The organism is uncultured Halomonas sp. (assembly GCF_947501415.1).
Lineage (GTDB): Bacteria > Pseudomonadota > Gammaproteobacteria > Pseudomonadales > Halomonadaceae > Halomonas.
Genome location: NZ_CANMVL010000011.1, coordinates 73,241 through 97,287, shown reverse-complemented (window position 1 = coordinate 97,287; position 24,047 = coordinate 73,241). Strand labels below are relative to the sequence as shown.

Genomic DNA, 24,047 nt, shown 5'->3' with positions numbered 1-24,047 from the left:
TGGTCCCTTTTCCGTCGCGCGTGTATGATACCCGACGTTTCGACGTATGGGTAAATGGCCAAGGCCAATAAATGTGATAGGAGGCCCCGTGGCGGATCAGCACCTGCAGCCCTACCAGCGTGAGTTCATCGAATTTGCCATCGAGCAGGGCGTGTTGCGCTTCGGCGAGTTCACCCTCAAGTCCGGCCGCGTCAGTCCCTACTTCTTCAACGCCGGCCTCTTCCGCAGCGGCGCCGCCCTGGCCCGCCTGGGTCGCTTCTACGCCCACGCGATCGCCGAGCGTGCCCCGCGGTTCGATGTGCTCTTCGGTCCCGCCTACAAGGGCATCCCCCTGGCCGCCGCCACCGCGGTGGCGCTGGCCGACCATCATGACCGCGACCTGCCCTACGCCTTCAATCGCAAGGAGGCCAAGGCCCACGGCGAAGGAGGCACCATCGTCGGTGCCGAACTGGCCGGTGATATCCTGATCATCGACGACGTGATCACCGCCGGCACTGCCATCCGTGAGGTCATGACGCTGATCGAGGCCGCCGGGGCGCGTGCCGCCGGGGTGGTGATCGCCCTGGACCGCCAGGAGCGCGGTAGTGATGAGGTCGAAGGCGAGGGGCTGAGCGCCATCCAGGAAGTGGAGGCACGCTACGCCATGCCGGTGGTCAGTATCGTGACGCTGGATATGGTGCTGACCTATCTCGAGGAGCATGCCGGCGACTCACTGCGTGGTCATGCCGAGGCCATTCGCGACTATCGTGCGCGCTATGGTGTTTCCTCTGTGGCGTGACGGTCGATTGGGCTAAGCTCTACAGGAGCCAAACAGGATATGCCGACGGCAGAGAACGGGAAGAGCATGATGAGAACGAGACAGACGCTGTTGGCGTGCCTGCTGCTGATGGTGGGTGCAGGCACTGCCCAGGCCGCCAGCCTGGACCTCAATCTGGGCGAGGATGCCGTGCAGTTCGAGGCGGCCGGCGAAGTCGTGGAGGGCATTCAGCTCGGCGGTGGCGTGCTCGACAGCGACTACCGCAAGGATGCTACCGTCTATCATGCCCAGCTGATGGGCAGCCAGCACACCTCGCGGCGTGAAGTGGGCATCGGTGCCCGTTGGACGCACTATGATGCCAGGGGCGGAGAGGGTGGCGGTTTGGGTCTCGGTGGCTACGGCTACGTCTATCTGCCCAACCTGCCGGCGGTCTCGCTGGGCGGTTACGGCTTCTATACCCCCGGTGTGGTGACGACCAGCGAGCTGGACAAGGGCTATGAGGTCGGTCTGCGTGCCCGCTACGCCTTCACTCCCAATGTGGATGGCTACCTCGGGCTGCGTCAGCTGGATGCCGACTTCGACGACGACCGCGGCAGTCAGACCCTGGACCGCGGCGCTCAGGTCGGCGTGCGCCTGCGCTTCTGACGGCCTCCCTGCGGCGAGGATTGCGGGCCCCATCATGGGGCCCGCCTGCGTTCCAACGGGTCCACGGCGGATAAATCATGCTCGATGTCGTTCTGTTCCAGCCCGAGATACCCCCCAATACCGGGAATCTGATTCGGCTGTGCGCCAATACCGGCTTTCGCCTGCACCTGATCGAACCGCTGGGATTCGAACTCGATGACAGGCGCCTGCGCCGTGCCGGTCTCGATTATCATGAGTGGGCAGCGGTAGGCGTGCACCCTGACTGGCAGGCCTACCTCGAGGCCGCCAGGCCGATGCGGGTCTTTGCGGTATCGACGCGCGGGCGGCGTGGCTACCATGAGCCCGATTACCGGGTCGGTGATTCCCTGGTGTTTGGCCCCGAGACCCGTGGCCTGCCCCAGGGGATGCTCGATGCCCTGCCGGAGTCGCAGCGGCTGCGCATCCCCATGCGGCCCGACAGCCGTAGTCTCAATCTCTCCAATGCCTGTGCGGTGCTGGTCTATGAAGCCTGGCGGCAGCTGGACTTCGCCGGCGCGGCAGGGGAAGACAGCGTGAGGCCCCTCCCTTGAGTGCTTCCAAGACCATCCAGCAGCGTCTCGCCGGTCTCAATCCCAGGCAACAGGAGGCGGTGCGCTATATCGACGGTCCCTGCCTGGTGCTGGCGGGGGCCGGTTCCGGCAAGACCAGCGTGATCACCACCAAGATCGCCTACCTGATTCAGGTTTGTGGCATGAGTGCCCGACGCATTGCTGCGGTGACCTTCACCAACAAGGCCGCCCGGGAGATGAAGGAGCGGGTGGGAGGAATGCTCAAGGGCAAGGAGGGGCACGGGTTGACCGTCTCCACCTTCCATACCCTGGGGCTCAATATCATCCGCCGCGAGCTCAAGGCGCTGGGCTATCGCCCCGGCTTCTCGCTGTTCGACCCCGAGGATGCCAAGGCACTGCTGCGTGACCTGATGCACAAGGATGCCCAGGTCGACGCCGACCAGATCAATGCCGTGCAGCACCGCATCTCCGAGTGGAAGAACGACCTGATACTGCCGGGCCAGGCGCTCTCACATGCCGCCGATGAGGATGAGCTGTTCGCCGCGCGGGTCTATGAGGCCTACAACCGCCACCTCAAGGCCTACAACGCGGTGGACTTCGACGACCTGATCCTGTTGCCGGTGGTGTTGCTGCGCGACGACCCCGAGGCCCTGGCACGCTGGCGCAAGCGCATTCACTACATGTTGGTGGATGAGTATCAGGACACCAACGTCAGCCAGTACCAGCTGGTCAAGCTGCTGATGGCCGAGCGGGCCACCTTCACCGTGGTGGGCGACGATGATCAGTCGATCTACGCCTGGCGTGGGGCACGCCCCGAAAACCTGGTGACCCTGGGCGAGGACTTTCCGCGCCTGGATGTCATCAAGCTCGAGCAGAACTATCGCTCCACCGGCACCATTCTGCGCGCCGCCAACACCCTGATCAGCAACAACCCCCATGTCTACGAGAAGACCCTGTGGTCGGACATGGGCGAGGGCGCGCCGATCCGCGTGGTGGTCAACCGCCACGAGGAGGCCGAGGCGGATCGCGTGGCCAGCGAGATCCTCACCCGGCGCATCAAGGAGCGCGCCGAGTGGCGCGATTTCGCCGTGCTCTACCGAGGCAACTTCCAGGCCCGGCTACTGGAGCTCAAGCTGCAGCACTACCAGATTCCCTACAAGCTCTCCGGGGGCACTTCCTTCTTCTCGCGCAACGAGATCAAGGATGCCATGGCCTACCTGCGGCTGCTGATCAATCCGGCCGATGACAACGCCTTCCTGCGCATCGTCAATGTGCCGCGCCGCGAGATCGGCCCCGGTACCCTGGAGAAGCTGGCCAACTACGCTAACGGGCAGGCCAATGGGCGGAGCATCTCGCTGTTCGCCGCTTGCCATGAGCTGGGCCTGGCCGAGCAGCTGCCGGTCAGGGCGGTCGAGCGTCTGGGGCGGTTTACCCACTTTATCGACGGCGTGCGGCGACGCATGGATGGAGGCGATGCCATCGCCGCCATTCGCGACATGCTGCACGAGATGGATTACGAGGCCTGGCTCTATCAGAACGCCAGCGCCCCGACCATCGCCGAACGGCGCATGGCCAATGTCTGGATCCTGATCGACCAGCTGGAGAAGTCGATGGAGGCCGACCCGGAGGAGAGTACGGCCTCCGAGGAGACCGAGACCGACAGCGTGGAGGCGGCTATCTCGCGGCTGGTGCTGCGGGATATTCTCGAGCAGCAGGCCGAGGAGGATGATTCCGACCGTGTTCAGCTGCTGACCATGCACGCCTCCAAGGGTCTCGAGTTCCCGCATGTCTATCTGATGGGGCTGGAGGAGGAGCTGCTGCCCCACCGCAATGCCATCGAGGCGGGCACGGTGGAGGAGGAGCGGCGCCTGGCCTATGTGGGCATCACCCGGGCGCGGCGTACCCTGACCCTGACCCTGGCTCGACAGCGCAAGACCTACGGAGAGCTGATGGACTGCGCACCCAGTCGCTTCCTCGACGAGCTGCCCGAGGCGGATCTGGAGTGGGAGGGGCAGCCGGACCGCGAGGATCCGGAGAAGAAGCAGGCGCGGGGCCAGAGTGCCATCGCCGGGCTGCGCTCTCTGTTGGGGTGAGTCGAATGTCTGCTCTGCGGGGCTGGCATCTTCCTGACGATCATACGCAAGCGGGGCGCCCGTAGGCGCCCCGCTTGACCTGCCGTGATCGGGAGCTTATCGCACCGGAGCGATCAGGTAGTCGGTAGCAGCCTTCACCTCATCATCGGAGAGGCTTGGGTTGCCGCCCTTGGCCGGCATGGCGTTGAAGCCGTTGATGGAGTGGTCGTAGAGGGTCTCGATGCCCTGCTCCAGGCGAGGAGCCCACTGGTCGGCTTCACCGCGGACCGGAGCGCCAGCTGCCCCCGTCATGTGACAGGCCATGCAGATCTGATTGAAGATCGCTTCTCCGTCGATACCGGCGTGGGAGGGTTCACCATCCGCGGCTGACTCCTCGGCGCTGGCACTCTCAGCCGAGTCATCGGTAGTATCTTCCTGGCTAGCGGCATCGGCCTGTGCTTTCTCGTCGGCTTCCTCTGCCGGCGCTTCGGCCGCCGCCTCGTCGCCGCCTCCCAGCTCAGGCACATCCATCACCGGCTCAACCATATAGGCGGTGACGGCCTCCATCTCGGCGTCGGAGAGGTTGGGGTTGCCGCCTCGAGCCGGCATGGCATTGAAGCCATTCATGGAGTGATCCAGCAGGGTGGCGAAGCCCTTCTCCACGCGATCGGCCCAGGCCGCTTCGTCGCCGCGAATCGGGGCACCTGCGGCACCGGTCTCATGACAGGCCATGCAGACATTGTTGTAGATGCTGGCGCCATCGATATCGCCGCCGCTGGAGGCACTGCTGCTGGCGCCACCGGCACTGGCACTGGCGGTGCCGCAATCTTCGCCCTCGACACAGAGCTCGCCCACCGGCTTCAGGCGCTCGGCGATGGCTTCGCGTTCGGCGTCGTCCTGCGCCAGGGCGGTGCCGGCGCTGGCGGTCAGGCCCAGGGTGGCCAGGCACCCCATGATCAGCTTGCTGAATTTCACTCTCACCACCTCTTCACGGTCCTTTAGGAAGTTGTTCGTGGCAGCGCCCGGCGGGAACGATATCGGCAACGCAGCCGAGGAGATGCCATCATGCAGTCATTGCCGACAGTATACCGGCAACCCTGTCGCCAGGAAAATGGCAGCGTCCTCCACGCTTAGGTGCCATGAAAGCGTTCGCAACGCCTTGCGCTGGACAGTGGCCTGCCTGGCGGTTAGGATGTCGACCGCTCGATGCCATGTCGAGCAAGGCGCCCGTAGCTCAGTTGGATAGAGTGTTGGCCTCCGAAGCCAAAGGTCGCAGGTTCGAATCCTGCCGGGCGCGCCAAGAATATCGAAGGGCCCGGGGAGAACTCTCTCCCCGGGCCCTTCTGCGTGCCTGAGACTCGTCGAAAGGGGGCGCCCGTTCGTTTCGCTGCCAGTGGTGATGTTGTCAGAGTGGATAAGGGGAGCGATGCCTTGGCGAGGCAGGGGAAACATGATGCCGGTCAAATTTAATTCATTTGGTTATAAATAATACTTGCTTTCATGTCGCTAGGTAATTTGACAGACTCTGCCGCTCACCCCCTCACGATTCAGGAACGATGAAGACCTATCTGGGAAAGATGCGCGGTGAACGCCTGCGACGCGATACGCCTGATCTCGGCGATGCCTTCTGGTCATGGCTGGGTGCCGTGGCCGGCATGGGGGCGATCTGCTGGCTCAGTGCGCACTGGCTCTCCCAGCAGTTGTTGATCGTGGCCTCCTTCGGCGCCACCTCGGTGCTGCTCTACGCCGCACCGGAAAGCCCCTTTGCTCAGCCGCGCAATGTATTGCTGGGCAGCCTGCTCTCGGCGATGGCCGGGGTCGCCTGCTTCCAGCTGCTGGGCGCTACCACGCTGGCGGTGACCCTGGCGGTATCGCTCTCCATCTTGTTGATGCAGCTGACTCACAGTGTGCACCCGCCCGGTGCCGCCGCGGCTCTGATCGCGGTGATCGGCGGGCCCGAGATCACGGGGTTGGGCTGGTGGTATCCACTGATGCCCATCGGCGTCGGTAGCGCCATCATGGTGGTGGTGGCGGTGCTGGTGAACAACCTGGCTCGCCATCGGCGCTATCCGCTGCACTGGTAGGGGGCCAGAGCCAAGGGGCGCAGAAAAAACCGTCATCTCCTTGCCGTAAAACAGGAAGGATCACACCGCTATTCGCTACCTCAAGGACTCGGTTGTGCCGGGGGCTCTCTGCTATTGTGCTGTGGACAATTTCAAGCCGCCGACGCGTTGCCGGTGGCCCCACGAGCATTCCCACCAAGGAGGCAGCAGATGGCGAACCCCACTCCCCATGCAACCGTTCCCGCCACCATGTCGGCCATGCTGCTGACCGGGCATGGCGACATCGACAGGCTGGTCTACCGAGATGACGTGCCGACCCCGCGGCCGGGCCCAGGCGAGGTGCTGGTAGGGGTCACGGCCACCGCCAAGAACAACACCGACCGCAAGGCCCGAGAGGGACTCTACCCGGTGAAGAAGGGCGAGGTGACCTCCTTTGCCATGGGCGGTGAGCCGACCCTGACCTTCCCGCGCATTCAGGGTGCCGATATTGCCGGGCGCGTGGTGGCGGTGGGCGAAGGCGTTGACGCCGCACGGATCGGCGAGCGCGGCCTGCTCGACTTCAACCTCTACCCGGACGCCCGCCGCGACATCAATCTGACCCCGGACTACTACGGCCATGGCGCTGATGGCGGCTTCGCCGAGTATGTGGTCGTTCCCTCGGACCAGTTCCATCATGTGCCCAATCCCGAGCTCGAGGATGCCGAGCTCGCCGCCCTGGGCATGTGTTCCTATCAGACCGCCTACCATATGTTGACCTCGGCCGGCGTGGCTGCCGGTGAGCGGGTTCTGGTCAGCGGCGCCAGCGGTGGCGTGGGCACGGCACTGATCCAGCTTTGCCGCATCCTGGGGGCCACCCCCTATGCGGTGAGCCAGCCGGAGAAGGCGGAGGCGCTCGAGGCCCTGGGTGCCGAGGCGGTAATCGATCGCGGCGAGCTCGAGGGCTTCGCCCAGCGGGTCCTCGAGGCTACCGGCGGGGCGCCTATCGATGCGGTGATGGACCTGGTCGGTGGCGAGATGACCGACTGTTTCATCGACACCATGATTCAGGACATGAAGGCGCGCACCAGCTATCCGCGGCTCTCCATCGCCGGGGCCAGCGGCGGCAATATCTCGGAGATCCTGTGGACGCGCATCTACCTCTATCAGGTCCAGATCTTCGGTGTCTCCCATGGCACCCGTGACGAGGCCGAGCAGCTGATCGCCTGGATCCACTCCGGTAAGCTCAAGCCGGTGCTGCATGCCACCTTCCGGCTCTCGGAACTTCACCAGGCCGAGCGCTACTTCGTCAGTCGCGGCAGCAACTTCCTGGGCAAGGTCGTGATCGTTCCCGACCGCCAGTGGGAGGTGCATGGTGCTCCCTTCGCCCTTGCCGCTCCTTCTTCCCAGCAGGAGTCTCGCCCATGACCCGTCCGCTCAGCTTCAGGATGATGGACACCCACGCCGGCGGTGATGTCAGTCGGATTGTGCTGGGCGGCATCGACGCCCTGCCCGGCGCCACGGTACGCGAGCAGATGCACTACTTGCGCGATGATGCCGATGGCCTGCGCAAGCTGCTGCTGTTCGAACCCTATGGCGTGCCCGAGATGTCGGTGGACCTGATCGTTCCGGCCAGTGACCCCGAGGCGGCCGCCGGCTATATCATCATGGAGGTGATGGGTTATCCCATCTACTCGGGCTCCAACACCATCTGCACCGCCACCGCGGTACTCGAGGCCGGCATCGTGCCCAAGAGGGAGGGCGTGCAGCGCTTCACGCTCGAGGCGCCGGCGGGACCGGTCAGGATCGAGGCGAGAGTGGAGAACGGCGTGGTGGAGGCGATCACCTGCGAGGGGTTGCCCAGCTATATCGATACCTATCGTGCCTCGATCCAGGTGCCGGGGCTGGGCGAGGTGGCCTACAGCGTGGCCTACAGCGGCGGCTTCTATGCCCTGGTGGATGCCGGTGAGCTCGGCTTTCATCTCAACCGCGACGAGGAGCGCGGGCTCGCCGAGTGTGCCCACAGGATCGTCGAGGCGATTCAGGCCGAGCGCGGCTTCTCCCACTACACCCTGGGCGATGTGGGGCCACTGCCCTTCCTGCACTTCATGGGGCCGGTGGAGCAGGTGGCCGATGACTTCTACCGCTCGCGTTCGGCCACCTATGTGCATCCGGGGGTGATCTGCCGCAGCACCACCGGCACCGGTACCTCGGCACGCCTGGCGCTGATGCGCCATGAGGGTACCCTCGAGCCCGGTGATCGGCTGGAGACCATCTCCCTGCGCGAGACCGGCTTTATCGGCACCTTTACCGGCACTCGTCGGGAGGGTTCCCACACGGTGGTGGAGAACACCATCACCGGCAAGGGCCATGTGTTGGGCCACACCGAGGTGGTGGTCAACTGCGACGACCCCCTGGTGGAGTGCAGCGGCCTGCACCATATCCTCAGTGCCCGCCACGGCTGAGTCTTGCTCCCGCCATCTTGACCTGGCCGATTCTTCCGCCTTCCCCTTGAGCGTCGCCTCCAAAGGGGGCAGGCTGGCGCTCACTCTTCTTTTCGATTGCCACTGGAGGCTTCGCATGGCCATCACCAACTTCTCAGATCTGCTCAGCGAGGCGCGCCTGCAGCCCGATGCCCAGCGCCTGCTGTTCGTCTTTACGCGTGCCGAACTGCCGGACAACCCCTCCGCCGAGCAGCGTGCCCGCTTCGAGCAGGGCGAAGGCGGCGTGCTTGCCCCGGTGCTGTGTGTCGACAAGGCCCCCGAGGAGCTGACCGATATGGCCGGCCTGGTGGCGGAGTCGCAGAACACCGGTGTCGAGTGGGACATCGTCTTCGTCGGTGCCCTTTCGGGTCGTGGTAGCGAAGCCCCCGCTTCCGAGCAGGCCGAGGCGCAGCTCGAGCGCATGGTCGAGTCGCTGAAGATGGGTAACGTCGAGGCCTTCCTGGCACTGGACCGCCAGGGGGAGGCGGTGCGCATCGGCTGACCGTGCACCGCCCTGTCATAGGGTTGAATTATCAGGGCGATGCCCCCATTCAATTTATACTATCGGGTAATACGGGCTACCATGCCTGCGTATTCCAGCCATCCCTAGGCAATGACGAAAGGAGCATTAACGAATGTCCCTGCTTAACACCGAAATCAAGCCGTTCAAGGCCACCGCTTACCATAACGGCGAGTTCATCGACGTCAGCGAACAGGACGTGAAGGGCCAGTGGAGCATCTTCTTTTTCTACCCGGCCGACTTCACCTTCGTCTGCCCCACCGAGCTGGGTGACCTGCAGGACAACTACGAAGCGTTCAAGAAGCTGGGCGTCGAGATCTACAGCGTCTCTACCGACACCCACTTCACCCACAAGGCGTGGCACGACAGCTCCGAGACCATCGGCAAGCTGACCTACCCGATGCTGGCCGACCCGACCCACACCATCTCGCGCAACTTCGAGGTGCTGATCGAGGATGCCGGTATCGCCGAGCGTGGCACCTTCGTGGTCGACCCCGATGGCAAGATCCAGATCATCGAGCTGAACGCAGGCAACATCGGCCGCAACGCCGAAGAGCTGCTGCGCAAGGTCAAGGCCGCCCAGTACGTGCGTGCCAACCCCAACGAGGTCTGCCCGGCCAAGTGGGAAGAAGGCGAAGAGACCCTGGCTCCGTCACTGGACCTGGTCGGCAAGATCTAAGCCCCGCCTGCGTGGCGAGGCCCCTCTTCCGGCCTTGCCACACCGCCCCGGGCACCTCCCCCCGCCCGGGGCCCTATTTCGCATCACGAGTCAGATCGATGGCACTGCCAAACCGGCAGGGCATGGCTAGCTCGTGGCCTGACACTCTCGAACATGAAGGAACACGCTGTCATGTTGGACGACAATCTGAAAACTCAGCTCAAGGCCTATCTGGCCAAGGTCACTCAGCCCTTCGAGATCGTTGCGTCCCTCGATGATGGCGCCAAGTCGAAGGAATTGCATGGCCTGCTGGCCGATATCGTCGGCCTGACCGACAAGATTACCCTAAAGCTTGATGGCGAGGAGGCGCGTCGCCCCTCCTTCGCCATCAATCGCCCCGGCGAGGAGACCGGCGTGGTCTTCGCCGGCATCCCCATGGGTCACGAGTTCACCAGCCTGGTGCTGGCGCTGCTGCAGGTAGGCGGCCACCCGCCCAAAGCCAGCGACGAGGTGATCGAGCAGATCAAGGGGCTAGACGGTGAGCTCAACTTCGAGACCTACTTCTCGCTCTCCTGTCAGAACTGCCCGGATGTGGTCCAGGCGCTGAACCTGATGGCAGTCCTCAACCCCAATGTCCATCACGTGGCCATCGACGGGGCCCTGTTCCAGGACGAGGTGGAAGAGCGCCAGGTGATGTCGGTGCCGAGCATCTATCTCAACGGCGAGCCCTTCGATCAGGGTCGCATGAGCATGGAGCAGATCCTGGCCAAAGTGGACACCGGTGCCGCCGAGCGCGAGGCCGCCAAGCTCAGCGAGAAGCCGACCTTCGATACCCTGATGGTCGGTGGTGGCCCCGCCGCTGCCGCGGCGGCGGTCTATGCCGCACGCAAGGGCATTCGCACCGGTGTCGCCGCCGAGCGCTTCGGTGGCCAGGTGCTCGACACCATGTCCATCGAGAACCTTATCTCCGTTCCCCATACCGACGGGCCCAAGTTGGCCGCGGCACTGGAGGAGCATGTCAGGGAGTATGAGGTCGACATCATGAACCTGCAGCGTGCCGTCAAGCTGCTGCCGGGTCAGCCGGGCGAGACGCACGAGGTGCAGTTCGAGTCCGGCGCCAGCCTCAAGAGCAGGACCCTGGTGCTGGCCACCGGTGCCCGCTGGCGTGAGATGGGCGTGCCCGGCGAGGCCGAGTATCGCAACAAGGGGGTGGCCTACTGTCCCCACTGTGATGGCCCGCTGTTCAAGGGCAAGCGGGTGGCGGTCATCGGCGGGGGCAACTCCGGCGTCGAGGCGGCCATCGACCTGGCCGGCATCGTCGGCCATGTGACGCTGTTCGAGTTCATGGACGAGATGCGCGCCGATGAGGTGCTGCAGAAGAAGCTGCGCAGCCTGCCCAACGTGGAGATCATCCTGGGGGCCCGCACCACCGAGGTGAATGGCGATGGCCAGCGCGTCAACGGCCTCACCTACGAGGAGCGCGCCAGCGGCGAGATCCGCCAGGTCGAGCTGGAGGGCGTGTTCGTGCAGATCGGCCTGGTACCCAACACCGAGTGGCTCAAGGATTCACCCATCGAGCTCTCCGAGCGCGGCGAGATCATCGTCGACGAGCGCGGCATGACCTCGGTGCCCGGGATCTTCGCCGCCGGCGACGTGACCACCGTGCCCTACAAGCAGATCGTCATCGCCATGGGCGAGGGCTCCAAGGCCGCGCTGAGCGCCTTCGATCACCTGATCCGCAGCTGATCCAGGAAGTCCTCGGCTTCCACACCATGCAACGCCCCCGTCGGTTTAACCGGCGGGGGCGTTGGCGTATCCAGGCATCAGCTGATCAGGCCCAGGAAGGGCAGCAGGGTAAGGGTCAACACCCCGGCCAATGCCAGTACAATCAACAGCATGCGCACGGGGTGTTGGTGCAGGCGGCGCCACAGGGTGGGTGCCTCACCGCGCTCGGCCAGCGTATCGCGCTCCTCGCGAACCCGTTCGGCGAGCCCCTGCTGATAGCTATCCAGCGCCTCTCTGGCGGCCTCGTAATCGCCCTTGTCGCGCAGCCAAATGGCCGCCACGCCAAGCCCCCAGAAGCCGGCACGGCTCTCGAAGGTGTTGAAGCCGTGCTGCTCGAGCAGGCGGCGTACCTCGTCGGCCTCCTCCTCGGGTACGTTGTCGAGCCGAAACAGCAGTGTCGCCACTCTGGTTACCCTCTTCTATCGATCAATCGCCGAGTACCTCGGCGCGCTCGATGATCACCGGCGTTTTCGGCACGTTCTGAAGGCGGCCGCGATTTCCGGTGGGCACGCGTTTGATGGTGTCCACCACCTCCATGCCGTCGACGACCCGACCGAACACCGCATAGCCCCAGGTCCGCCCCGACTGGGTGCTGACATGGTCGAGGAAGCCGTTATCGGCGACGTTGATAAAGAATTGGGCGGTGGCCGAGTGGGGCGCCCCGGTGCGCGCCATGGCCAGGGTGCCGCGGCGGTTCTTGAGGCCGTTGTCGGCCTCGTTCTCGATCGGCTCGCGGGTCGCCTTCTGGGTGAAGTCGGTGTCGAAGCCGCCGCCCTGGACCATGAAATCGTCGATCACCCGGTGGAAGAGGGTGCCGTCGTAGTGGCCCGACTCGGCGTAGGCGAGGAAGTTCTCGACGCTTTTGGGGGCCTGCTCCTCGTAAAGCTCGATGCCGATGGCACCCTCGCTGGTATGCAGCACCACGTCGGGGGCGGCGTCGGTCTGGGCAAGAGCCAGGGCAGGCAGGGTCGCCGTCAGTAGGGCGAGGGCTAGGCGTCGCATGGGGCACTCCTTGGGGGGTGTCGGTTGATATCGGTACCCAGCATACGGCGCCGGGGCACTGCTGTCAGCGGGGCTCACTCATTGCTTGAGCTCAGGGGCGACAGGCCTGCGCCATGCGATCCATTGCCTCGCCGGCGCCATCGAGGGCGAAGACCATGAACCAGGGGTCGTCGGGGCCGCGCATCATTCGCAGGCGCAGGATCTCGCCCCGGCGCATCTCATCGAGCAGCAGTAGCTGCTCGGGAAGATCGAACCGTACATAGAAGCCGCTGTCGCCACGCTCGGTGCGAAACTCGGCCTGTCCCGAGTGAATGGTCTGCTCATCGACCCTGAGGTCGGCGGGTACCAGGTTGACCACCTGGCTTTCAGGCTGGTGCTCGCCGAGGTCCACGCGCAGCTCCAGCCAGGGTGCCTCGCAGGCGCCCTGGCTGACATTGACGCTGAAGTGGGCGTCGGCGTAGTTATCACCCTCCAGGGCGCGGTAGAGGCGCTCCTCGCCGAGGCTCAGAATCATCGACTGCCAGGCGCCATGGCGCTGGATCTCGGCGACGTTGAACTGCACGGCGGCGGCCGGCCCGGCCAAGATCAGGGCCATCAGGGCGGCAGCGAGACGGGAAAGGCGTGACGACATCCATGGGCTCCTCGGGTGGCGGTGCGCCCGAGGCTAGCATGCCGGCCCCCACCGCGCAGCTCGAGGGCCGTTTCTCGTGCTACCTACTGCGCATGTTGCATGCCGCCCATGCTCCCACCGATATCGCCGCCCAGCTCGCCCCGGCCCAGGCGGCCCAGCAGCTCGAGGTCGATCTCGGCGAAGCTGACCATCTCGCCGCCATGCTCCTCGCGGAATGCCTCGGCGTCGGCCTTGTCGGCGAACGAGGCGAGGGTGTGACCCATGCCGCCGCGCTGGCCGTGACCCACCACGTAGACCGCTTCGCTGGCCAGCACGAAGGCCTCGTCGTCGGGAGTGACCCAGGGGGCAACGGCCACATCGTGCACATAGGCGTGGGAGACCCGGGTCTCGTTCTCGGGCTGCTTGAGGAAGGCGAACAGATCCATGGTGGAGCAGAACTTCAGCGGCTCCTCCTGCTTGTCCATGAAGGCCTCGCCCTTGGGGCCGGGGTGCTCGGTGATCAGCATCCCGCAGACGTGGCAGCTGTCGCCGGCCTCGATGGGCTGGGCGGCGGCCAGCACTTCCGGCTCTGACTCGCCGCAGGCGGAGAGCAGCAGGGTGATGATCAGCAGGAGCGGCAGGGTCAGTTTCTTCATCGATGAATCACTCATCAGCGGGAGATTGAGGGCGGCCTGGTAGGGTCAGGCGGTGCGTCGCCGGCCTCGATGGGCTGGGCGGCGGCCAGCACTTCCGGCTCTGACTCGCCGCAGGCGGAGAGCAGCAGGGTGATGATCAGCAGGAGCGGCAGGGTCAGTTTCTTCATCGATGAATCACTCATCAGCGGGAGATTGAGGGCGGCCTGGTAGGGTCAGGCGGTGCGTCGCCGGAAGCGCAGCAGCGCCAGGCCCAGAGGTGCCGCGATCCAGGCCACCAGGATGGCGGTGACCATGGCGGGACGAAAGACGCCGCTTTCGGCGATGGAGGTCAGGCCACTATAGCTGCGGGCGGCTTCGAAACCGGCCAGGTTGATCAGGCGGAAGCACTCGGCGGGGTTGAGCAGCAGCAGCCAGGGTAGCCAGTCGCCGCCCCGCTCGACACTGACCAGCAGTGCCAGCAGGCCCAGGTCAAAGACCAGCACGAACAGGAACCACACCACCAGTGCCAGGCCGGCGGCCCGGGCTTTCTCGCTGACACAGACGCTGATCAGGTAGGCGAAGGCGATAAATACCCAGCCCAGCAGGATGCTGCTGCCGATCAGCAGGCCCATGCCGTGGGCCAGCTCGCCGAGTGCCACACCCTCGGCACCCACCGCGATCACCGCCCCGGCGACGGAGAAGCCCAGCGCCGTGGCGGCACCCAGGATCAGGCCATGACCGAGGAACTTTCCGAGCAGCAGCTGGGTGCGACTGATGGGGTAGGTGAGCAGCAGCAGCAGGGTGCCTGCCTCCTGCTCGCCCACCACGGCGTCAAAGGCCAGCAGCAGGGCGATCAACGGAATCAGGAATACCGCGAGGGTCGCCAGGCTGACCACGGTGGTGGCCAGTGAGGTGAAGCCCAGACCACCGCTGGCGGCGGCACCGAACCAGGCGATGCCTACGGCGAGGAAGGCCAGCACCAGGGCGATGGCCAGTACCCAGCGGTTGCGCATTCCGTCACGAAACTCCTTGCCGGCAATGGTCAGGATGGCGTTCATTCGCTATCTCCTCGTTGCTGGGGCGAGAGTTCTGCGGAGAAGTGAGTGTAGAGGTGCTCCAGGGTCGGTGGCAGTAGTTCGATATCCTCGACGCCGGCAGTGTCGGTGAGCCGACGCAGCACGGCGAGCTTGGCGTCCGGCGGTACGCTGAGCGATACCTCGTGGCCGTTGAGGGCGGAGATCCCGATACGCGGATCCTCCCAGTCGGCCAGACGCCCGGCGAGATCACCACCAGCGCCGTGGCTGCGGGCGCGTACGGTGATCGGCAGGGCCGCTTCCATGCGCAGCTCCGTCAGGCTACCCAGCGCCAGTCGACGGCCGCCGCCAAGGATCAGGGCTCGGTCGATATAGGGTTCCACCCCGGGCAGCACATGTGAGGAGAGCAACACCGTACAACCGCGATCGCGCAGGCCACGTACCGTGTCATAGAAGTCGCGGGTGGCGGCCGGGTCGAGGCCGGTGGTGGGCTCGTCGAGCAGCAGCAGACGCGGGTCGCCGAGCAGCGCCTGGGCCAGGCCGAGGCGCTGGCGCATGCCCTTGGAGTAGGTCTTCACCCGCCGCTCAGCCGCGTGACCCAGGCCGACCCGGTCCAGCAGTTCGCTCACCTGGCCGCGGTCGACCCGCTTGAGGCGGGCGAAGTAGTCGAGCACCTCCCGGCCGCTCAGCTGCTCGTAGAAGCTGACGTTCTCGGGCAGATAGCCGAGGCGGCGGCGCAGGGTCTCGGCATGAGCCCCGTCGGGGGCACCGCCGAGCACCGCCACGCGTCCCTCGCTGGGCGAGAGCAGGCCGAGGATCAGATGCATGGTGGTGGTCTTGCCGGCACCGTTATGGCCCAGCAGGGCCATGATCTCGCCTTCGTTCACCTGAAGGTCGAGGGCGTCGAGGCGTGCCAGCCCACCGTCGCGACGGGTCACGCCCTGAAAGTCGATCACCGCTGTCATGCGTCGGCGTCTCCGAGATTGGGTTGATTCATGCCGGGTTCATTGAGGTCGGGCCCATCCAGGCCGGGCCCATCCAGGCCGGGCCCATCTAGGCCGGGTTCCTCCATCAGCGGATGGCTGTCCTTGACCCCCTGAGGACGGAATACAGGGAACTGGCGCTGCACCCAACGCAGCGCCAGCACGGCGGGGCTATGCATCAGCAACCGCGCCACCGGGTAGCGCCACAGCACGCGGTCCATGGCATCGTTGGGCTCGTAGGGAGTGTCGCCCACGCCGTCACCATTCAGGTCCCACCCCAGATAGTCGCTCCAGTAGTTGCCATGTCCCGCCTCGGACCACTCCTGGGGGCGAGTGGCCACGTACATCACCTGCTGACGGTTGCCGACGAAGGCATTACCGACCAGCTCGTTGTCCTCGGAGCCGGCGGTGAGGTGGATGCCGATATCGCTGTCGGCCAGTCGGTTGGCCTCGAAGCGGTTGTACTGGGCGTTGTAGACGAACAGCGCCTTGCCTTCGGCGCCGCTGACCAGTCCCTTGCCCTGGGCGTCGCGACGCTGTTGAACCCTGCTGATGTGGTTGTCGCGCAGCAGGGAGTCGGTGATGTTGTTCATCAGGATGCCGTAGTTGCGATCTCCCTCCGAGCGGTTGCCCACCACCCTGAGGCGCTTGGACTGCATCAGCGCGTAGCCGGTACGGGTATCGCGGGTGGTGTTCTCTTCCACCCGGTTATCGTAGGCGTACATGTAGTGAACCCCATAGCGCAGGTCCTGCATATGGTTGCCGCGAAGCAGACACTGGCTGCTCGTGTCGATATAGATGCCGTCGCGGGTGTGGCGGATATCGTTGCCCGCCACGGTGACGTTACGGGAGTTGAACAGGTGGATGCCATTGCCGCGATCCTGGGAGCGCAGTGAGGAGTCGCCGCGGATCATATTGTCGAGGACCTGGACGTCGTGGACGGCGTCGAGCCAGATACCGAAGCCCGGGCCCTGGAGCCGTGAGTCACGGATCACGCTGCCGGTGGCGCTCTGCTCGACGAAGAGGCCGGCATCCATGTCGGTGAGGTTGGCGCCCCAGTTCTCGATGGTCACGCCCTCCAGCACGCTATCCGGAGCATTCAGCACCACGGCATGGCCGTCGCCGCCGCCGTCGATCACGGCACCCGGGTCTCCCGAGAGGGTCAACGTGCGGTCGATGACCAGCGGGCCAGGGTATCGGCCAGCGGGCAGCAGCAGGCGGTCGCCACTTGCGGCACGCTCGACCAGCGGCTGCAGCGGCTCGCCCGGGGTGGCCGTCAGGTCGGCGGCCAGCAGGCCGCCCGGCAGCCATAGGAGCAGCCAGGCAGCGAGAATGAGTCGGGGGACGACGCGAGGTTGTCGTCGGGTCATGCGTCTCTCCGCGAACAAGCGGGGCCGGGCGTCTGCCCGGCCCCTCTGGGTGCTATCAGGCCTTTTCGACCAGCATGCGGCCGGTCATTTCCATGTGCATGGCATGACAGAACCACTGGCAGTAGTACCAGTGCACCCCGGGCCTGTCGGCGGTGAAGGTGACGCTGGCGGTCTGCTGAGGACTGACCTCCATGGCAACGCCATGGTTGGTCATGGTGAAGCCATGGCTGACGTCCTCGACCTGGTCGAGGTTGGTGACCACCACGGTGACCTCGTCGCCCTGCTTGACCTTGAACTCGGTGATGCCGAACTGTGGCGCCACCGAGGTCATGTAGACGCGCACCTTGTTGCCGTCGCGCACGATCTTGTTGTCGGTCTCGAGGGTGACGCCATCCTCCTTGGCCATGGCCACGGTCTCGGCGAAGAAGGGGTCGTCACGGGCCCAGATCTTTCTGGGGTTGATCTGGTCTGCGCGTGCCAGGATGCAGTCGTGGGGCTCCGCGTAGGTGGGGCCGTCATGGACCAGCTTCATCTCTTCCCCGGAGATATCGATCAGCTGGTCGTTCTCGGGGTGCAGCGGGCCCACCGGCAGGAAGCGGTCCTTGGCGAACTTGGAGAGCACCACCAGCCACTTGCCGTCGGCATCCTTGGTCTCGGTGAGGCTGGCGTGGTTGTGCCCGGGCTGGTAGTGGACGTCGAGCTTCTGGCGCAGGTAGTTCACCTCCTCCCCGGCGTAGGCGCGGATGGCGTCCTCGATGTTCCACTTGGCCACCTGGCTGTCGATGAACAGTGTGGTGTAGGCGTTGCCGCGGCCGTCGAAGGTGGTATGCAGCGGTCCGAGACCCAGCTCCGGCTCGCCGACCACGGCGTCACGCGGCTCGATGGCGTCGTCGAACAGCTCGGGGAGCTTGTCGATGGCGATGATCGAACAGGTTGGCGAGAGCTTGCCGTTGGCGATGAAGTACTTGCCGTCGGGCGAGGTGTTGAGGCCGTGGGGGTTCTTGGGCACCGGGATGTAACGGGTCAGCTTCGAGCCCTTGCGGCCGTCGAGCACCGGTACCTCGCTGTCACCCAGGGTCTTGAACTCGCCGGCGGCCACGGCGGCTTCGATTGCCTCGACGTCGAAAACCACCACCCAGTCGCGCTCGGCGCGCATGGTGTCGGCCAGGGTCATGCCCTTCTCGGAGTTGTAGCAGGTCGAGGCCACGAAGCGCCCGGTGTAGTCGGCATCGGTGTTGTCGAGGTTGCCGTCGACGATCACCTGCCAGGCCACATCCATGCTCTCGGCGTCGATGCCGTTGAACATGGTGTAGTAGCCTTCCGGGTTTTCCATGCCGCGGCCATCGTTGACGATGTCATCGTCGTGATGCGGGATGGGGAACTCGGCATTGGCGAACACGTACTGGGTGTGCGGCACCTTCTGCAGGCGCAGGCCGTGTATCGCCTGGACATTGGGAATGCTGGTGATCTTGTCCGTCTTCATGATGTCGAGACGGATGCGGGCCACCCGGGTGTTGGCCTTGTCGTTGATGAACAGGTACTTGCCATCATAGCTGCCGTCGGTCATCGAGATGTGCGGGTGGTGGCAGTCGCCGTTCAGGAAGCGCGCAGAGTCACCTAGCACGCGTCTTGACTCGTTGGTGATCCCCCAGCCGGTGGCGCTGTCGATGTTGAACACCGGGATGCGCATCAGCTCGCGCATGGAGGGGACCCCCAGTACGCGTACTTCGCCGGAGTGGCCGCCGCTCCAGAAGCCGTAGTAGTCGTCGAGCTCGCCCGGGGCGACCTCGATGCTGCCTTCGCTGGCAGCCTGGGCCTTGCCACTGCCGCCGAGCAGGGTGCCGGCGCCAAAGCCGCCGGCGAGGCTCGCTCCGGCCACGCCGGTTACCGCGCTGTTGCGCAGGAAGTGGCGGCGTCCGAGATTCTCGATCTCTTTCTTCTTGTCACTCATGGTCAATCCTCCTGGTAGGTCGGAATCCGCTGCAGCCGAGCGCTGGCGGGATCATGGGTCTCGACGCCTCGCTTGCCCGCGGAGAGTCGCGACGCCTTTTCATAGCGCTTGCGCCGCTTGATCATCGGCGGGCAGCGCTTGTCGTCGTGGTAGGTGATCTGGCAGTCGAGACAGTAGTGGCACTCGTTGGCATTGATGCGACCATCGGGGTGGATGGCGGCCACTTCGCATTCGTTGGCGCAGATCTGGCACGGGGTGCCACAGTCGCCGCGATGCCGCTTCAGCCAGTCGAACAGGCGCAGGCGGGCGGGAATTGCCAGGCCGGCGCCCAGCGGGCAGACATAGCGGCAGTAGAACTTGTGGTTGACGGCGGAGATCGCCACCAGCACCAGGGCGTAGAGCAAGAAGCCCCACTCCCGCTGGAAGCGCAAGGTAATGGCGGTCTTGAAGGGCTCGACCTCGGCGTAGCGCTCGGCGGTGCCCAGCGAATGCAGGGAGACGGCGAACAGCCCCAGCAGAATGATGTACTTCAGAGCCCAGAGACGCTCATGGAGCCCGAAGGGGGGCTCGAACTGCCTGACACCGAGCTTGCGGGCGGCCTTGTTGACCAGGTCCTGAAGGGCACCGAAGGGACATAGCCAGCCACAGAACACGCCGCGTCCCCACAGCAGCAGGCTCACCGCCACGAAGGACCAGAGGATGAACATCATCGGGTCGATCAGGAAGGAGCCCCAGCTGAAGTCGGTGATCAGGGCGTTGGTGAAGGTCAGGATATTGACCACCGAGAGCTGGGCCAGGGAGTACCAGCCGATAAATACCAGGGTATAGACCAGAAAGCCCAGGCGCAGCGGACGCAGGATGCGCGGGTGCTTCACCAGGATATCCTGGAACATCATGATGCCGGTCAGCACGAGCAGGCCGGCGAGGAGCACGGCAATCTGGAAGGCCTTGTCGTGCCACACCTCGACCCAGATCGGCACCTCCTCGGGGGGCTCGGGGCGCTCGATATAGGCCTCGGGAACGCTGTAGTCGGCACTGAAGCGACTGAACTCGGTATCCAGGGGGCCCGAGGCGCGGCGCACCAGCAGCTCGAGCTGCCAGGGCTGGCCGGGATCGAAGTTGGCGGCGTCGCGAATGATGAAGATATCGCGTTCGTCGAAGGCTGGAGCGCCCTCGATGCCGAGGCTGCCCAGTCGCAGATGGTCGCGGTCGTGAAAGCTGATCGGGTTGCCGTTCTGGGCAAGCTCGATGCGATCGAAGATCCCCCCGCGCACATAGCCCGAGCCCTTGAAGGAGTAGTCGCCGCGGCCCATTACCGCGATGGCATGTTCGCCTTCATCGAGCCGCTCCATCAGCTGCGCGTAGCCGGTATCACCGAGCAGGTTGCGCCCGGCGGTGGGCGGATTCAGGTAGGTATAGAAGAGTTCGATAAAGGGGCGATCCGCCGGCCGGGGCGTATGCATGTAGTTCTCGGCGGGGGTGCCCACGAAGGAGTCATCCACCTCGCCGTGAGTCAGGTGCAGACGGCGAATGGTGCCGTCGCCGGTCAGCGTGCCCCAGTCGGCGGGGGAGAATACCTCCTGACGCACCGTTGCGGGAGGAGCGGCCGAAGGGTCGGCGATCAGCCCCTGCTCGGCGGCCACCTTGCGTGCGGCGCGCATCACGGTATCGCTGACCACGATCACGGTCACGGTGGCGCCCGAGATGGCGTCCAGGTTGTCACCCACCTTCATGCGGTCGTTGACGTGGGCGCCGACGTGGTCATCGGCGAAGGCCTCGAGCTTCGATTCGGGAATACCCACCAGCATGATGGGCTCCTCGTGGCTGATGACATCGGCCTGGACGATATTGCCCTCGAGATCGAAGCCCACCAGCATATTGACCGGCTTGCCAGAGTAGGCGGGAATCGGCGCCATCTCGACGCTCTCGAAGGCGTAGCCGAGCAGCGTATCACCTCTCATCACCCGGCTGACCGGCCACTGGGAGTCGGCGGGTTCCAGTCGGTCGGCGGCAGGGAAACCCTCGCGCACCTGGTTGAGCTCCAGGGCCTGGAGCGGCAGGCTGATCAGCAGGCAAAGCAGGGCCAGCAGCAAGCCGACAGCGTCGACTGGCCGATGAGGTGATGCGTGCATGGGAAGGTCCTTGTGGGCGAGAGCCTCGGCGGCGATTGCCGCCACCCATCAGGAAGGGCCGGCCCGGAGCCGGCCCGGACTATTACTCCAGGCTGGAGTAGTAGGCGGCGATATCGGCGATGTCCTCATCGGAGAGGCCCTGGGCCATCGGGGTCATCATGGCGGACATGCCGCCCCCACGCTGGCCATCGCGGTAGGCCTTGAGGCTGCTCACGAGGTAGTCGGCAGACTGACCGGCAAGATTCGGATAGATGGGGGCAAGGCCCATGCCGTCGGTACCATGGCAGGCTACACAGGTGCCGATCTTGCCTTCGCCGGCGGCGGCGTCACCGGCGGCTTGGGCATCCATGGCCAGGAGGGCACCGCCCAGCAGGGCGACAGAAAGCATCAGTTTCATAAGGGGTCTCCGGAATGCATCTTTTCGTGCCTGAAAAAGCCCGGTTACGCCAATCAGCCCACCGGACCACTGTTGCCATCATGCCAGGCAAGCGTATTGCCTGGCTTGACGTAGGTCATCTACAGCCTAGTCACGGGAATCGAAAAGGTAAAGAAAAGCCTAATGCAGTGATGTGCGCAGAAGGTGAAGCGGAATGATGTGGTGACAAGGCATGGAGAATGTCGGCCGGCAGCCGTTGTTCACCGGTCGGTGAAGGGGGCGGTAAGGGGCTCAGGCGGCCGGCGGTTCGTCCAGCTGCAGCAGCTGGATCAGCGGCTGGCGGCGAGGGCCCAGCAGATCCTCCAGGGTATAGCCATCGAGCACCGCCATGAAGGCGTCCAGGGCCTCGGCGAGGATGTGCTTGAGTCGGCAGGCGGGAGTGATCAGGCACTCGTTGTTATCGCCGAAACACTCCACCAGGGTCAGGTCGCGCTCGGTGCGACGTATCAGCTCGCCGAGCACGATGCTGTCCGGCTCGCGTCTGAGCAGCAGGCCGCCATGCTTGCCACGAATCGAGGTGATATAGCCGTGGTGGCTGAGGTCCTGGACCACCTTCATCAGGTGGTTGCGTGAAATCTCGAAGCGCTCGGCGATCTCGGTGATGGTGGAGCGCTCTTCACCCTTGACCGCCAGATAGAGCAGCACGCGCAGGGAGTAGTCGGAGAAGCGGGTCAGGTGCATGGCAGAAAGCGTCGCCTCGTGTCGTGTTCGAATCAGCGTTGGGCCCGTAGGTGGGGCTCGGCGGACAGCGGCGCCGCGTCAGCGGGTCGGCTCAGCACGAAGCCGGCGACCGCAACAAACAGCAGCCCCGATGCCACCAGTCCCGGGAGCGGCGCGCCGCTGGCCCATAGCATCGCCCAGCTCAGGGACAGCAGCAGGGTTGCCAGCGCCTTGGCGCGTCGTGGTATGGCGCGCCGCTCGCGCCAGGCCAGCAGGGTGGGGCCAAACCGCGGGTGAGAATGCAGCCAGCGCGCCAGGCGCGGCGACCCCTTGGGCGCCGACCAGGCGGCCAGCAGCAGGAAGGGGGTGGTCGGCAGAAGTGGCAGCACCATCCCGACGGTACCCAGGCCGATACAGCCGTAGGTAAGGCCGCACCAGGCAAGACGCGAAGCGGATCCCGACATGTCATGACCTCCCCGATCCGGGGGCGTGGTGTATTAAGTGGTAAGATATATACATCTTAGCACTTCGGCCAACGTGGGAGTTGTGCCATGTCAACAAAAGCCGACATCTCACCCCCCAGGACGCCGGCCTGGCGGCTGTTCTTCCCCTTGGCGGCACTGCATGCGGCCGTGATGGTGCCGCTGTCACTGCTGGCATTCTATCATGCGGCCCCTCTGGGACTGATCGACTCCCCCGCGGCACATGGTCGCGAACTGCTGTTCGGTTTCGCCCTGGCGGTGATCGCCGGCTATCTGCTGGGGCCGCTGCCGCGTCACTGGCTACTGGTGCTGGTGGCACTCTGGCTGGTTGCCAGGGGAGCTGGCCTGGTCTGGCCCGAGGCACAGCCCGTGCTGCTGGCCGATGGCCTGTTTGCCCTGCTGCTGGCCTGGCGGCTGGTGCCGCGCTTCCTGGCCGCCAAGAAGTGGCGCAATCGACTGCTCTCGCCGTTGTTGGGGCTGCTCTGCCTGCTTGCCGTGGCAACTCTGGTGGAGCGGCTGACGCGGCAGGGCGTGCCGGCCTCCGCGCTGGTGCAACACGCCGTGCTGTGGCTGGTGCTGTTGATGGCCTTCATGGGCGGTCGTGTGCTGGCGCCGGCGGTCAATGGCCACCTGATGGCCAGCCGGCGCCAGGCCGGTGCCGGGGTTCAGCCGCGCCTGGAGGCGGCACTGATCGTGCTGCTGGGGATGACCCCGCTGCTGGCACCCTGGTCGATCACTTCGCGCCTTGCAGCCCCCCTGACAGCGTTGGCGGGGTTGCTGGTGCTTTGGCGGCTATGGCGCTGGCGCCCCTGGGCCTGTCGACGGCGCCCCGACCTTATCGGCCTGCTGCTGGGTTATGCCTGGCTGGGGGGCGGGTTGCTGCTACTGGCCCGTTCGCTTTGGCTGGGCCAACCCATCGGCGGTGTGCTGCACGTCTTTACCGTGGGGGCACTGGGCACCCTGGCCAGCGGCATCATGTTGCGCCAGGCCATTCTCAGGGCCAAGGGGCGGCCCGAGAGGGAGCCGATATTGCTGCTGCTGGCGCTGCTGTTCAGTGTGGCCGCCTTGCTGCGCCTGGTGGCCTTTCCCGCGGGCGCGGCCTGGCTGTCGCTGCTGTGGGCCTCTGCCCTGGCCTGGAGCTTGGCGTGGCTGCTCGCCGCCTGGCGGTTGGTCGTATGGTCGCGGCATGGGCCGATTCGGCCAAGGAGTTGACGGGGGTCAACTACCTCCACAAGGGTACCGACG

At 65.2% G+C, this 24,047-nt stretch carries 25 protein-coding genes and 1 tRNA gene; 12 read left to right on the top strand and 14 right to left on the bottom strand.

Features of this window, described 5'->3' with window-relative positions; genetic code table 11:
- Nucleotides 1-88: 88 nt before the first annotated feature.
- From pyrE to rep, 4 genes are all read left to right on the top strand, one after another.
- Entirely contained in the window at nt 89-778 is a 690-nt protein-coding gene (gene pyrE, locus Q0894_RS08970; protein WP_299234029.1) for an orotate phosphoribosyltransferase, read from the top strand.
- Between the two features lie 66 nt (nt 779-844).
- A complete protein-coding gene (locus Q0894_RS08965; protein WP_299234026.1) occupies nt 845-1,402 on the top strand; it encodes a YfaZ family outer membrane protein in 558 nt (185 codons plus the stop codon).
- A 77-nt stretch (nt 1,403-1,479) separates the two neighbouring features.
- On the top strand, nt 1,480-1,971 hold the full coding sequence (gene trmL, locus Q0894_RS08960) for a tRNA (uridine(34)/cytosine(34)/5-carboxymethylaminomethyluridine(34)-2'-O)-methyltransferase TrmL (protein ID WP_299234023.1): 492 nt from the start codon (nt 1,480-1,482) through the stop codon (nt 1,969-1,971).
- Nucleotides 1,968-4,043 (top strand): DNA helicase Rep, encoded by a 2,076-nt coding sequence (gene rep, locus Q0894_RS08955; RefSeq protein WP_299234020.1) that lies wholly within the window; start codon nt 1,968-1,970, stop codon nt 4,041-4,043. The genes trmL and rep overlap by 4 nt, the downstream gene beginning before the upstream one ends.
- 96 nt (nt 4,044-4,139) lie before the next feature.
- On the opposite strand, the gene Q0894_RS08950 is transcribed toward rep, so the two are convergent.
- Nucleotides 4,140-4,997 (bottom strand): c-type cytochrome, encoded by an 858-nt coding sequence (locus Q0894_RS08950; RefSeq protein WP_299234017.1) that lies wholly within the window; start codon nt 4,995-4,997, stop codon nt 4,140-4,142.
- A gap of 248 nt (nt 4,998-5,245) precedes the next feature.
- Here Q0894_RS08950 and Q0894_RS08945 point away from each other — a divergent pair.
- From Q0894_RS08945 to ahpF, 7 genes are all read left to right on the top strand, one after another.
- Nucleotides 5,246-5,322 (top strand) — tRNA-Arg (locus tag Q0894_RS08945).
- 256 nt (nt 5,323-5,578) lie between these two features.
- Nucleotides 5,579-6,106, top strand: coding sequence for an HPP family protein (locus Q0894_RS08940; RefSeq protein WP_299234014.1), 528 nt, complete (start codon nt 5,579-5,581; stop codon nt 6,104-6,106).
- 189 nt (nt 6,107-6,295) lie between these two features.
- Entirely contained in the window at nt 6,296-7,489 is a 1,194-nt protein-coding gene (locus tag Q0894_RS08935) for a zinc-binding dehydrogenase (protein WP_299234011.1), read from the top strand.
- On the top strand, nt 7,486-8,526 hold the full coding sequence (locus Q0894_RS08930; protein ID WP_299234008.1) for a proline racemase family protein: 1,041 nt from the start codon (nt 7,486-7,488) through the stop codon (nt 8,524-8,526). Before Q0894_RS08935 ends, Q0894_RS08930 begins: the two co-directional genes overlap by 4 nt.
- 115 nt (nt 8,527-8,641) lie before the next feature.
- Entirely contained in the window at nt 8,642-9,046 is a 405-nt protein-coding gene (locus Q0894_RS08925; protein ID WP_299234005.1) for a ribonucleotide reductase subunit alpha, read from the top strand.
- Between the two features lie 133 nt (nt 9,047-9,179).
- Nucleotides 9,180-9,743, top strand: a complete 564-nt coding sequence (gene ahpC / locus Q0894_RS08920) for an alkyl hydroperoxide reductase subunit C (RefSeq protein WP_195688618.1) — start codon at nt 9,180-9,182, stop codon at nt 9,741-9,743.
- Between the two features lie 171 nt (nt 9,744-9,914).
- A complete protein-coding gene (gene ahpF, locus Q0894_RS08915; protein ID WP_299233999.1) occupies nt 9,915-11,468 on the top strand; it encodes an alkyl hydroperoxide reductase subunit F in 1,554 nt (517 codons plus the stop codon).
- Nucleotides 11,469-11,545: 77 nt separating this feature from the next.
- On the opposite strand, the gene Q0894_RS08910 is transcribed toward ahpF, so the two are convergent.
- From Q0894_RS08910 to Q0894_RS08850, 13 genes are all read right to left on the bottom strand, one after another.
- Nucleotides 11,546-11,911, bottom strand: coding sequence for a DUF6164 family protein (locus Q0894_RS08910; protein ID WP_299233996.1), 366 nt, complete (start codon nt 11,909-11,911; stop codon nt 11,546-11,548).
- 22 nt (nt 11,912-11,933) lie between these two features.
- Nucleotides 11,934-12,509 carry a peptidylprolyl isomerase gene (locus Q0894_RS08905; RefSeq protein WP_299233993.1) on the bottom strand — a complete coding sequence of 192 codons (576 nt, stop codon included), beginning with the start codon at nt 12,507-12,509 and terminating at the stop codon, nt 11,934-11,936.
- Between the two features lie 91 nt (nt 12,510-12,600).
- Nucleotides 12,601-13,140 (bottom strand): hypothetical protein, encoded by a 540-nt coding sequence (locus Q0894_RS08900; protein ID WP_299233990.1) that lies wholly within the window; start codon nt 13,138-13,140, stop codon nt 12,601-12,603.
- An 83-nt stretch (nt 13,141-13,223) separates the two neighbouring features.
- Entirely contained in the window at nt 13,224-13,775 is a 552-nt protein-coding gene (locus Q0894_RS08895) for a nitrous oxide reductase accessory protein NosL (RefSeq protein WP_299233987.1), read from the bottom strand.
- A 14-nt stretch (nt 13,776-13,789) separates the two neighbouring features.
- Nucleotides 13,790-13,942 carry a hypothetical protein gene (locus Q0894_RS08890; protein ID WP_299233985.1) on the bottom strand — a complete coding sequence of 51 codons (153 nt, stop codon included), beginning with the start codon at nt 13,940-13,942 and terminating at the stop codon, nt 13,790-13,792.
- A gap of 45 nt (nt 13,943-13,987) precedes the next feature.
- Nucleotides 13,988-14,812, bottom strand: coding sequence for an ABC transporter permease (locus Q0894_RS08885; protein ID WP_299233982.1), 825 nt, complete (start codon nt 14,810-14,812; stop codon nt 13,988-13,990).
- Nucleotides 14,809-15,753 carry an ABC transporter ATP-binding protein gene (locus Q0894_RS08880; RefSeq protein ID WP_299233979.1) on the bottom strand — a complete coding sequence of 315 codons (945 nt, stop codon included), beginning with the start codon at nt 15,751-15,753 and terminating at the stop codon, nt 14,809-14,811. The genes Q0894_RS08885 and Q0894_RS08880 overlap by 4 nt, the downstream gene beginning before the upstream one ends.
- Complete coding sequence (locus Q0894_RS08875) at nt 15,750-17,141, bottom strand: nitrous oxide reductase family maturation protein NosD (RefSeq protein WP_299233976.1); 1,392 nt, start codon at nt 17,139-17,141, stop codon at nt 15,750-15,752. Before Q0894_RS08875 ends, Q0894_RS08880 begins: the two co-directional genes overlap by 4 nt.
- Nucleotides 17,142-17,196: 55 nt before the next feature.
- Complete coding sequence (gene nosZ / locus Q0894_RS08870) at nt 17,197-19,092, bottom strand: TAT-dependent nitrous-oxide reductase (RefSeq protein ID WP_299233973.1); 1,896 nt, start codon at nt 19,090-19,092, stop codon at nt 17,197-17,199.
- Nucleotides 19,093-19,094: 2 nt separating this feature from the next.
- A complete protein-coding gene (gene nosR / locus Q0894_RS08865) occupies nt 19,095-21,224 on the bottom strand; it encodes a transcriptional regulator NosR (RefSeq protein WP_299233971.1) in 2,130 nt (709 codons plus the stop codon).
- 82 nt (nt 21,225-21,306) lie between these two features.
- Nucleotides 21,307-21,621, bottom strand: coding sequence for a cytochrome c (locus Q0894_RS08860; protein WP_299233969.1), 315 nt, complete (start codon nt 21,619-21,621; stop codon nt 21,307-21,309).
- Between the two features lie 270 nt (nt 21,622-21,891).
- Nucleotides 21,892-22,341 carry an Rrf2 family transcriptional regulator gene (locus tag Q0894_RS08855; RefSeq protein WP_299233967.1) on the bottom strand — a complete coding sequence of 150 codons (450 nt, stop codon included), beginning with the start codon at nt 22,339-22,341 and terminating at the stop codon, nt 21,892-21,894.
- Nucleotides 22,342-22,373: 32 nt separating this feature from the next.
- Entirely contained in the window at nt 22,374-22,784 is a 411-nt protein-coding gene (locus Q0894_RS08850; protein WP_299233965.1) for a YbaN family protein, read from the bottom strand.
- Between the two features lie 87 nt (nt 22,785-22,871).
- Here Q0894_RS08850 and Q0894_RS08845 point away from each other — a divergent pair, with 87 nt between their 5' ends.
- Complete coding sequence (locus Q0894_RS08845) at nt 22,872-24,014, top strand: NnrS family protein (protein ID WP_299233962.1); 1,143 nt, start codon at nt 22,872-22,874, stop codon at nt 24,012-24,014.
- Nucleotides 24,015-24,047 lie beyond the last annotated feature (33 nt).

Excerpts from the sequence above, each read along its gene's own strand:
- Q0894_RS08965 (WP_299234026.1), top strand. The coding sequence starts at position 845 with ATGATGAGAACGAGACAGACGCTGTTGGCGTGCCTGCTGCTGATGGTG.
- trmL (WP_299234023.1), top strand. The coding sequence starts at position 1,480 with ATGCTCGATGTCGTTCTGTTCCAGCCCGAGATACCCCCCAATACCGGG.
- nosZ (WP_299233973.1), bottom strand. The coding sequence starts at position 19,092 with ATGAGTGACAAGAAGAAAGAGATCGAGAATCTCGGACGCCGCCACTTC.
- ahpF (WP_299233999.1), top strand. The coding sequence starts at position 9,915 with ATGTTGGACGACAATCTGAAAACTCAGCTCAAGGCCTATCTGGCCAAG.
- Q0894_RS08850 (WP_299233965.1), bottom strand. The coding sequence starts at position 22,784 with ATGTCGGGATCCGCTTCGCGTCTTGCCTGGTGCGGCCTTACCTACGGC.
- Q0894_RS08885 (WP_299233982.1), bottom strand. The coding sequence starts at position 14,812 with ATGAACGCCATCCTGACCATTGCCGGCAAGGAGTTTCGTGACGGAATG.
- nosR (WP_299233971.1), bottom strand. The coding sequence starts at position 21,224 with ATGCACGCATCACCTCATCGGCCAGTCGACGCTGTCGGCTTGCTGCTG.
- Q0894_RS08855 (WP_299233967.1), bottom strand. The coding sequence starts at position 22,341 with ATGCACCTGACCCGCTTCTCCGACTACTCCCTGCGCGTGCTGCTCTAT.
- Q0894_RS08940 (WP_299234014.1), top strand. The coding sequence starts at position 5,579 with ATGAAGACCTATCTGGGAAAGATGCGCGGTGAACGCCTGCGACGCGAT.
- Q0894_RS08930 (WP_299234008.1), top strand. The coding sequence starts at position 7,486 with ATGACCCGTCCGCTCAGCTTCAGGATGATGGACACCCACGCCGGCGGT.
- Q0894_RS08935 (WP_299234011.1), top strand. The coding sequence starts at position 6,296 with ATGGCGAACCCCACTCCCCATGCAACCGTTCCCGCCACCATGTCGGCC.
- Q0894_RS08895 (WP_299233987.1), bottom strand. The coding sequence starts at position 13,775 with ATGAAGAAACTGACCCTGCCGCTCCTGCTGATCATCACCCTGCTGCTC.
- Q0894_RS08905 (WP_299233993.1), bottom strand. The coding sequence starts at position 12,509 with ATGCGACGCCTAGCCCTCGCCCTACTGACGGCGACCCTGCCTGCCCTG.
- Q0894_RS08880 (WP_299233979.1), bottom strand. The coding sequence starts at position 15,753 with ATGACAGCGGTGATCGACTTTCAGGGCGTGACCCGTCGCGACGGTGGG.
- Q0894_RS08900 (WP_299233990.1), bottom strand. The coding sequence starts at position 13,140 with ATGTCGTCACGCCTTTCCCGTCTCGCTGCCGCCCTGATGGCCCTGATC.
- Q0894_RS08860 (WP_299233969.1), bottom strand. The coding sequence starts at position 21,621 with ATGAAACTGATGCTTTCTGTCGCCCTGCTGGGCGGTGCCCTCCTGGCC.
- Q0894_RS08845 (WP_299233962.1), top strand. The coding sequence starts at position 22,872 with ATGTCAACAAAAGCCGACATCTCACCCCCCAGGACGCCGGCCTGGCGG.
- Q0894_RS08890 (WP_299233985.1), bottom strand. The coding sequence starts at position 13,942 with ATGAAGAAACTGACCCTGCCGCTCCTGCTGATCATCACCCTGCTGCTC.
- ahpC (WP_195688618.1), top strand. The coding sequence starts at position 9,180 with ATGTCCCTGCTTAACACCGAAATCAAGCCGTTCAAGGCCACCGCTTAC.
- Q0894_RS08925 (WP_299234005.1), top strand. The coding sequence starts at position 8,642 with ATGGCCATCACCAACTTCTCAGATCTGCTCAGCGAGGCGCGCCTGCAG.
- Q0894_RS08875 (WP_299233976.1), bottom strand. The coding sequence starts at position 17,141 with ATGACCCGACGACAACCTCGCGTCGTCCCCCGACTCATTCTCGCTGCC.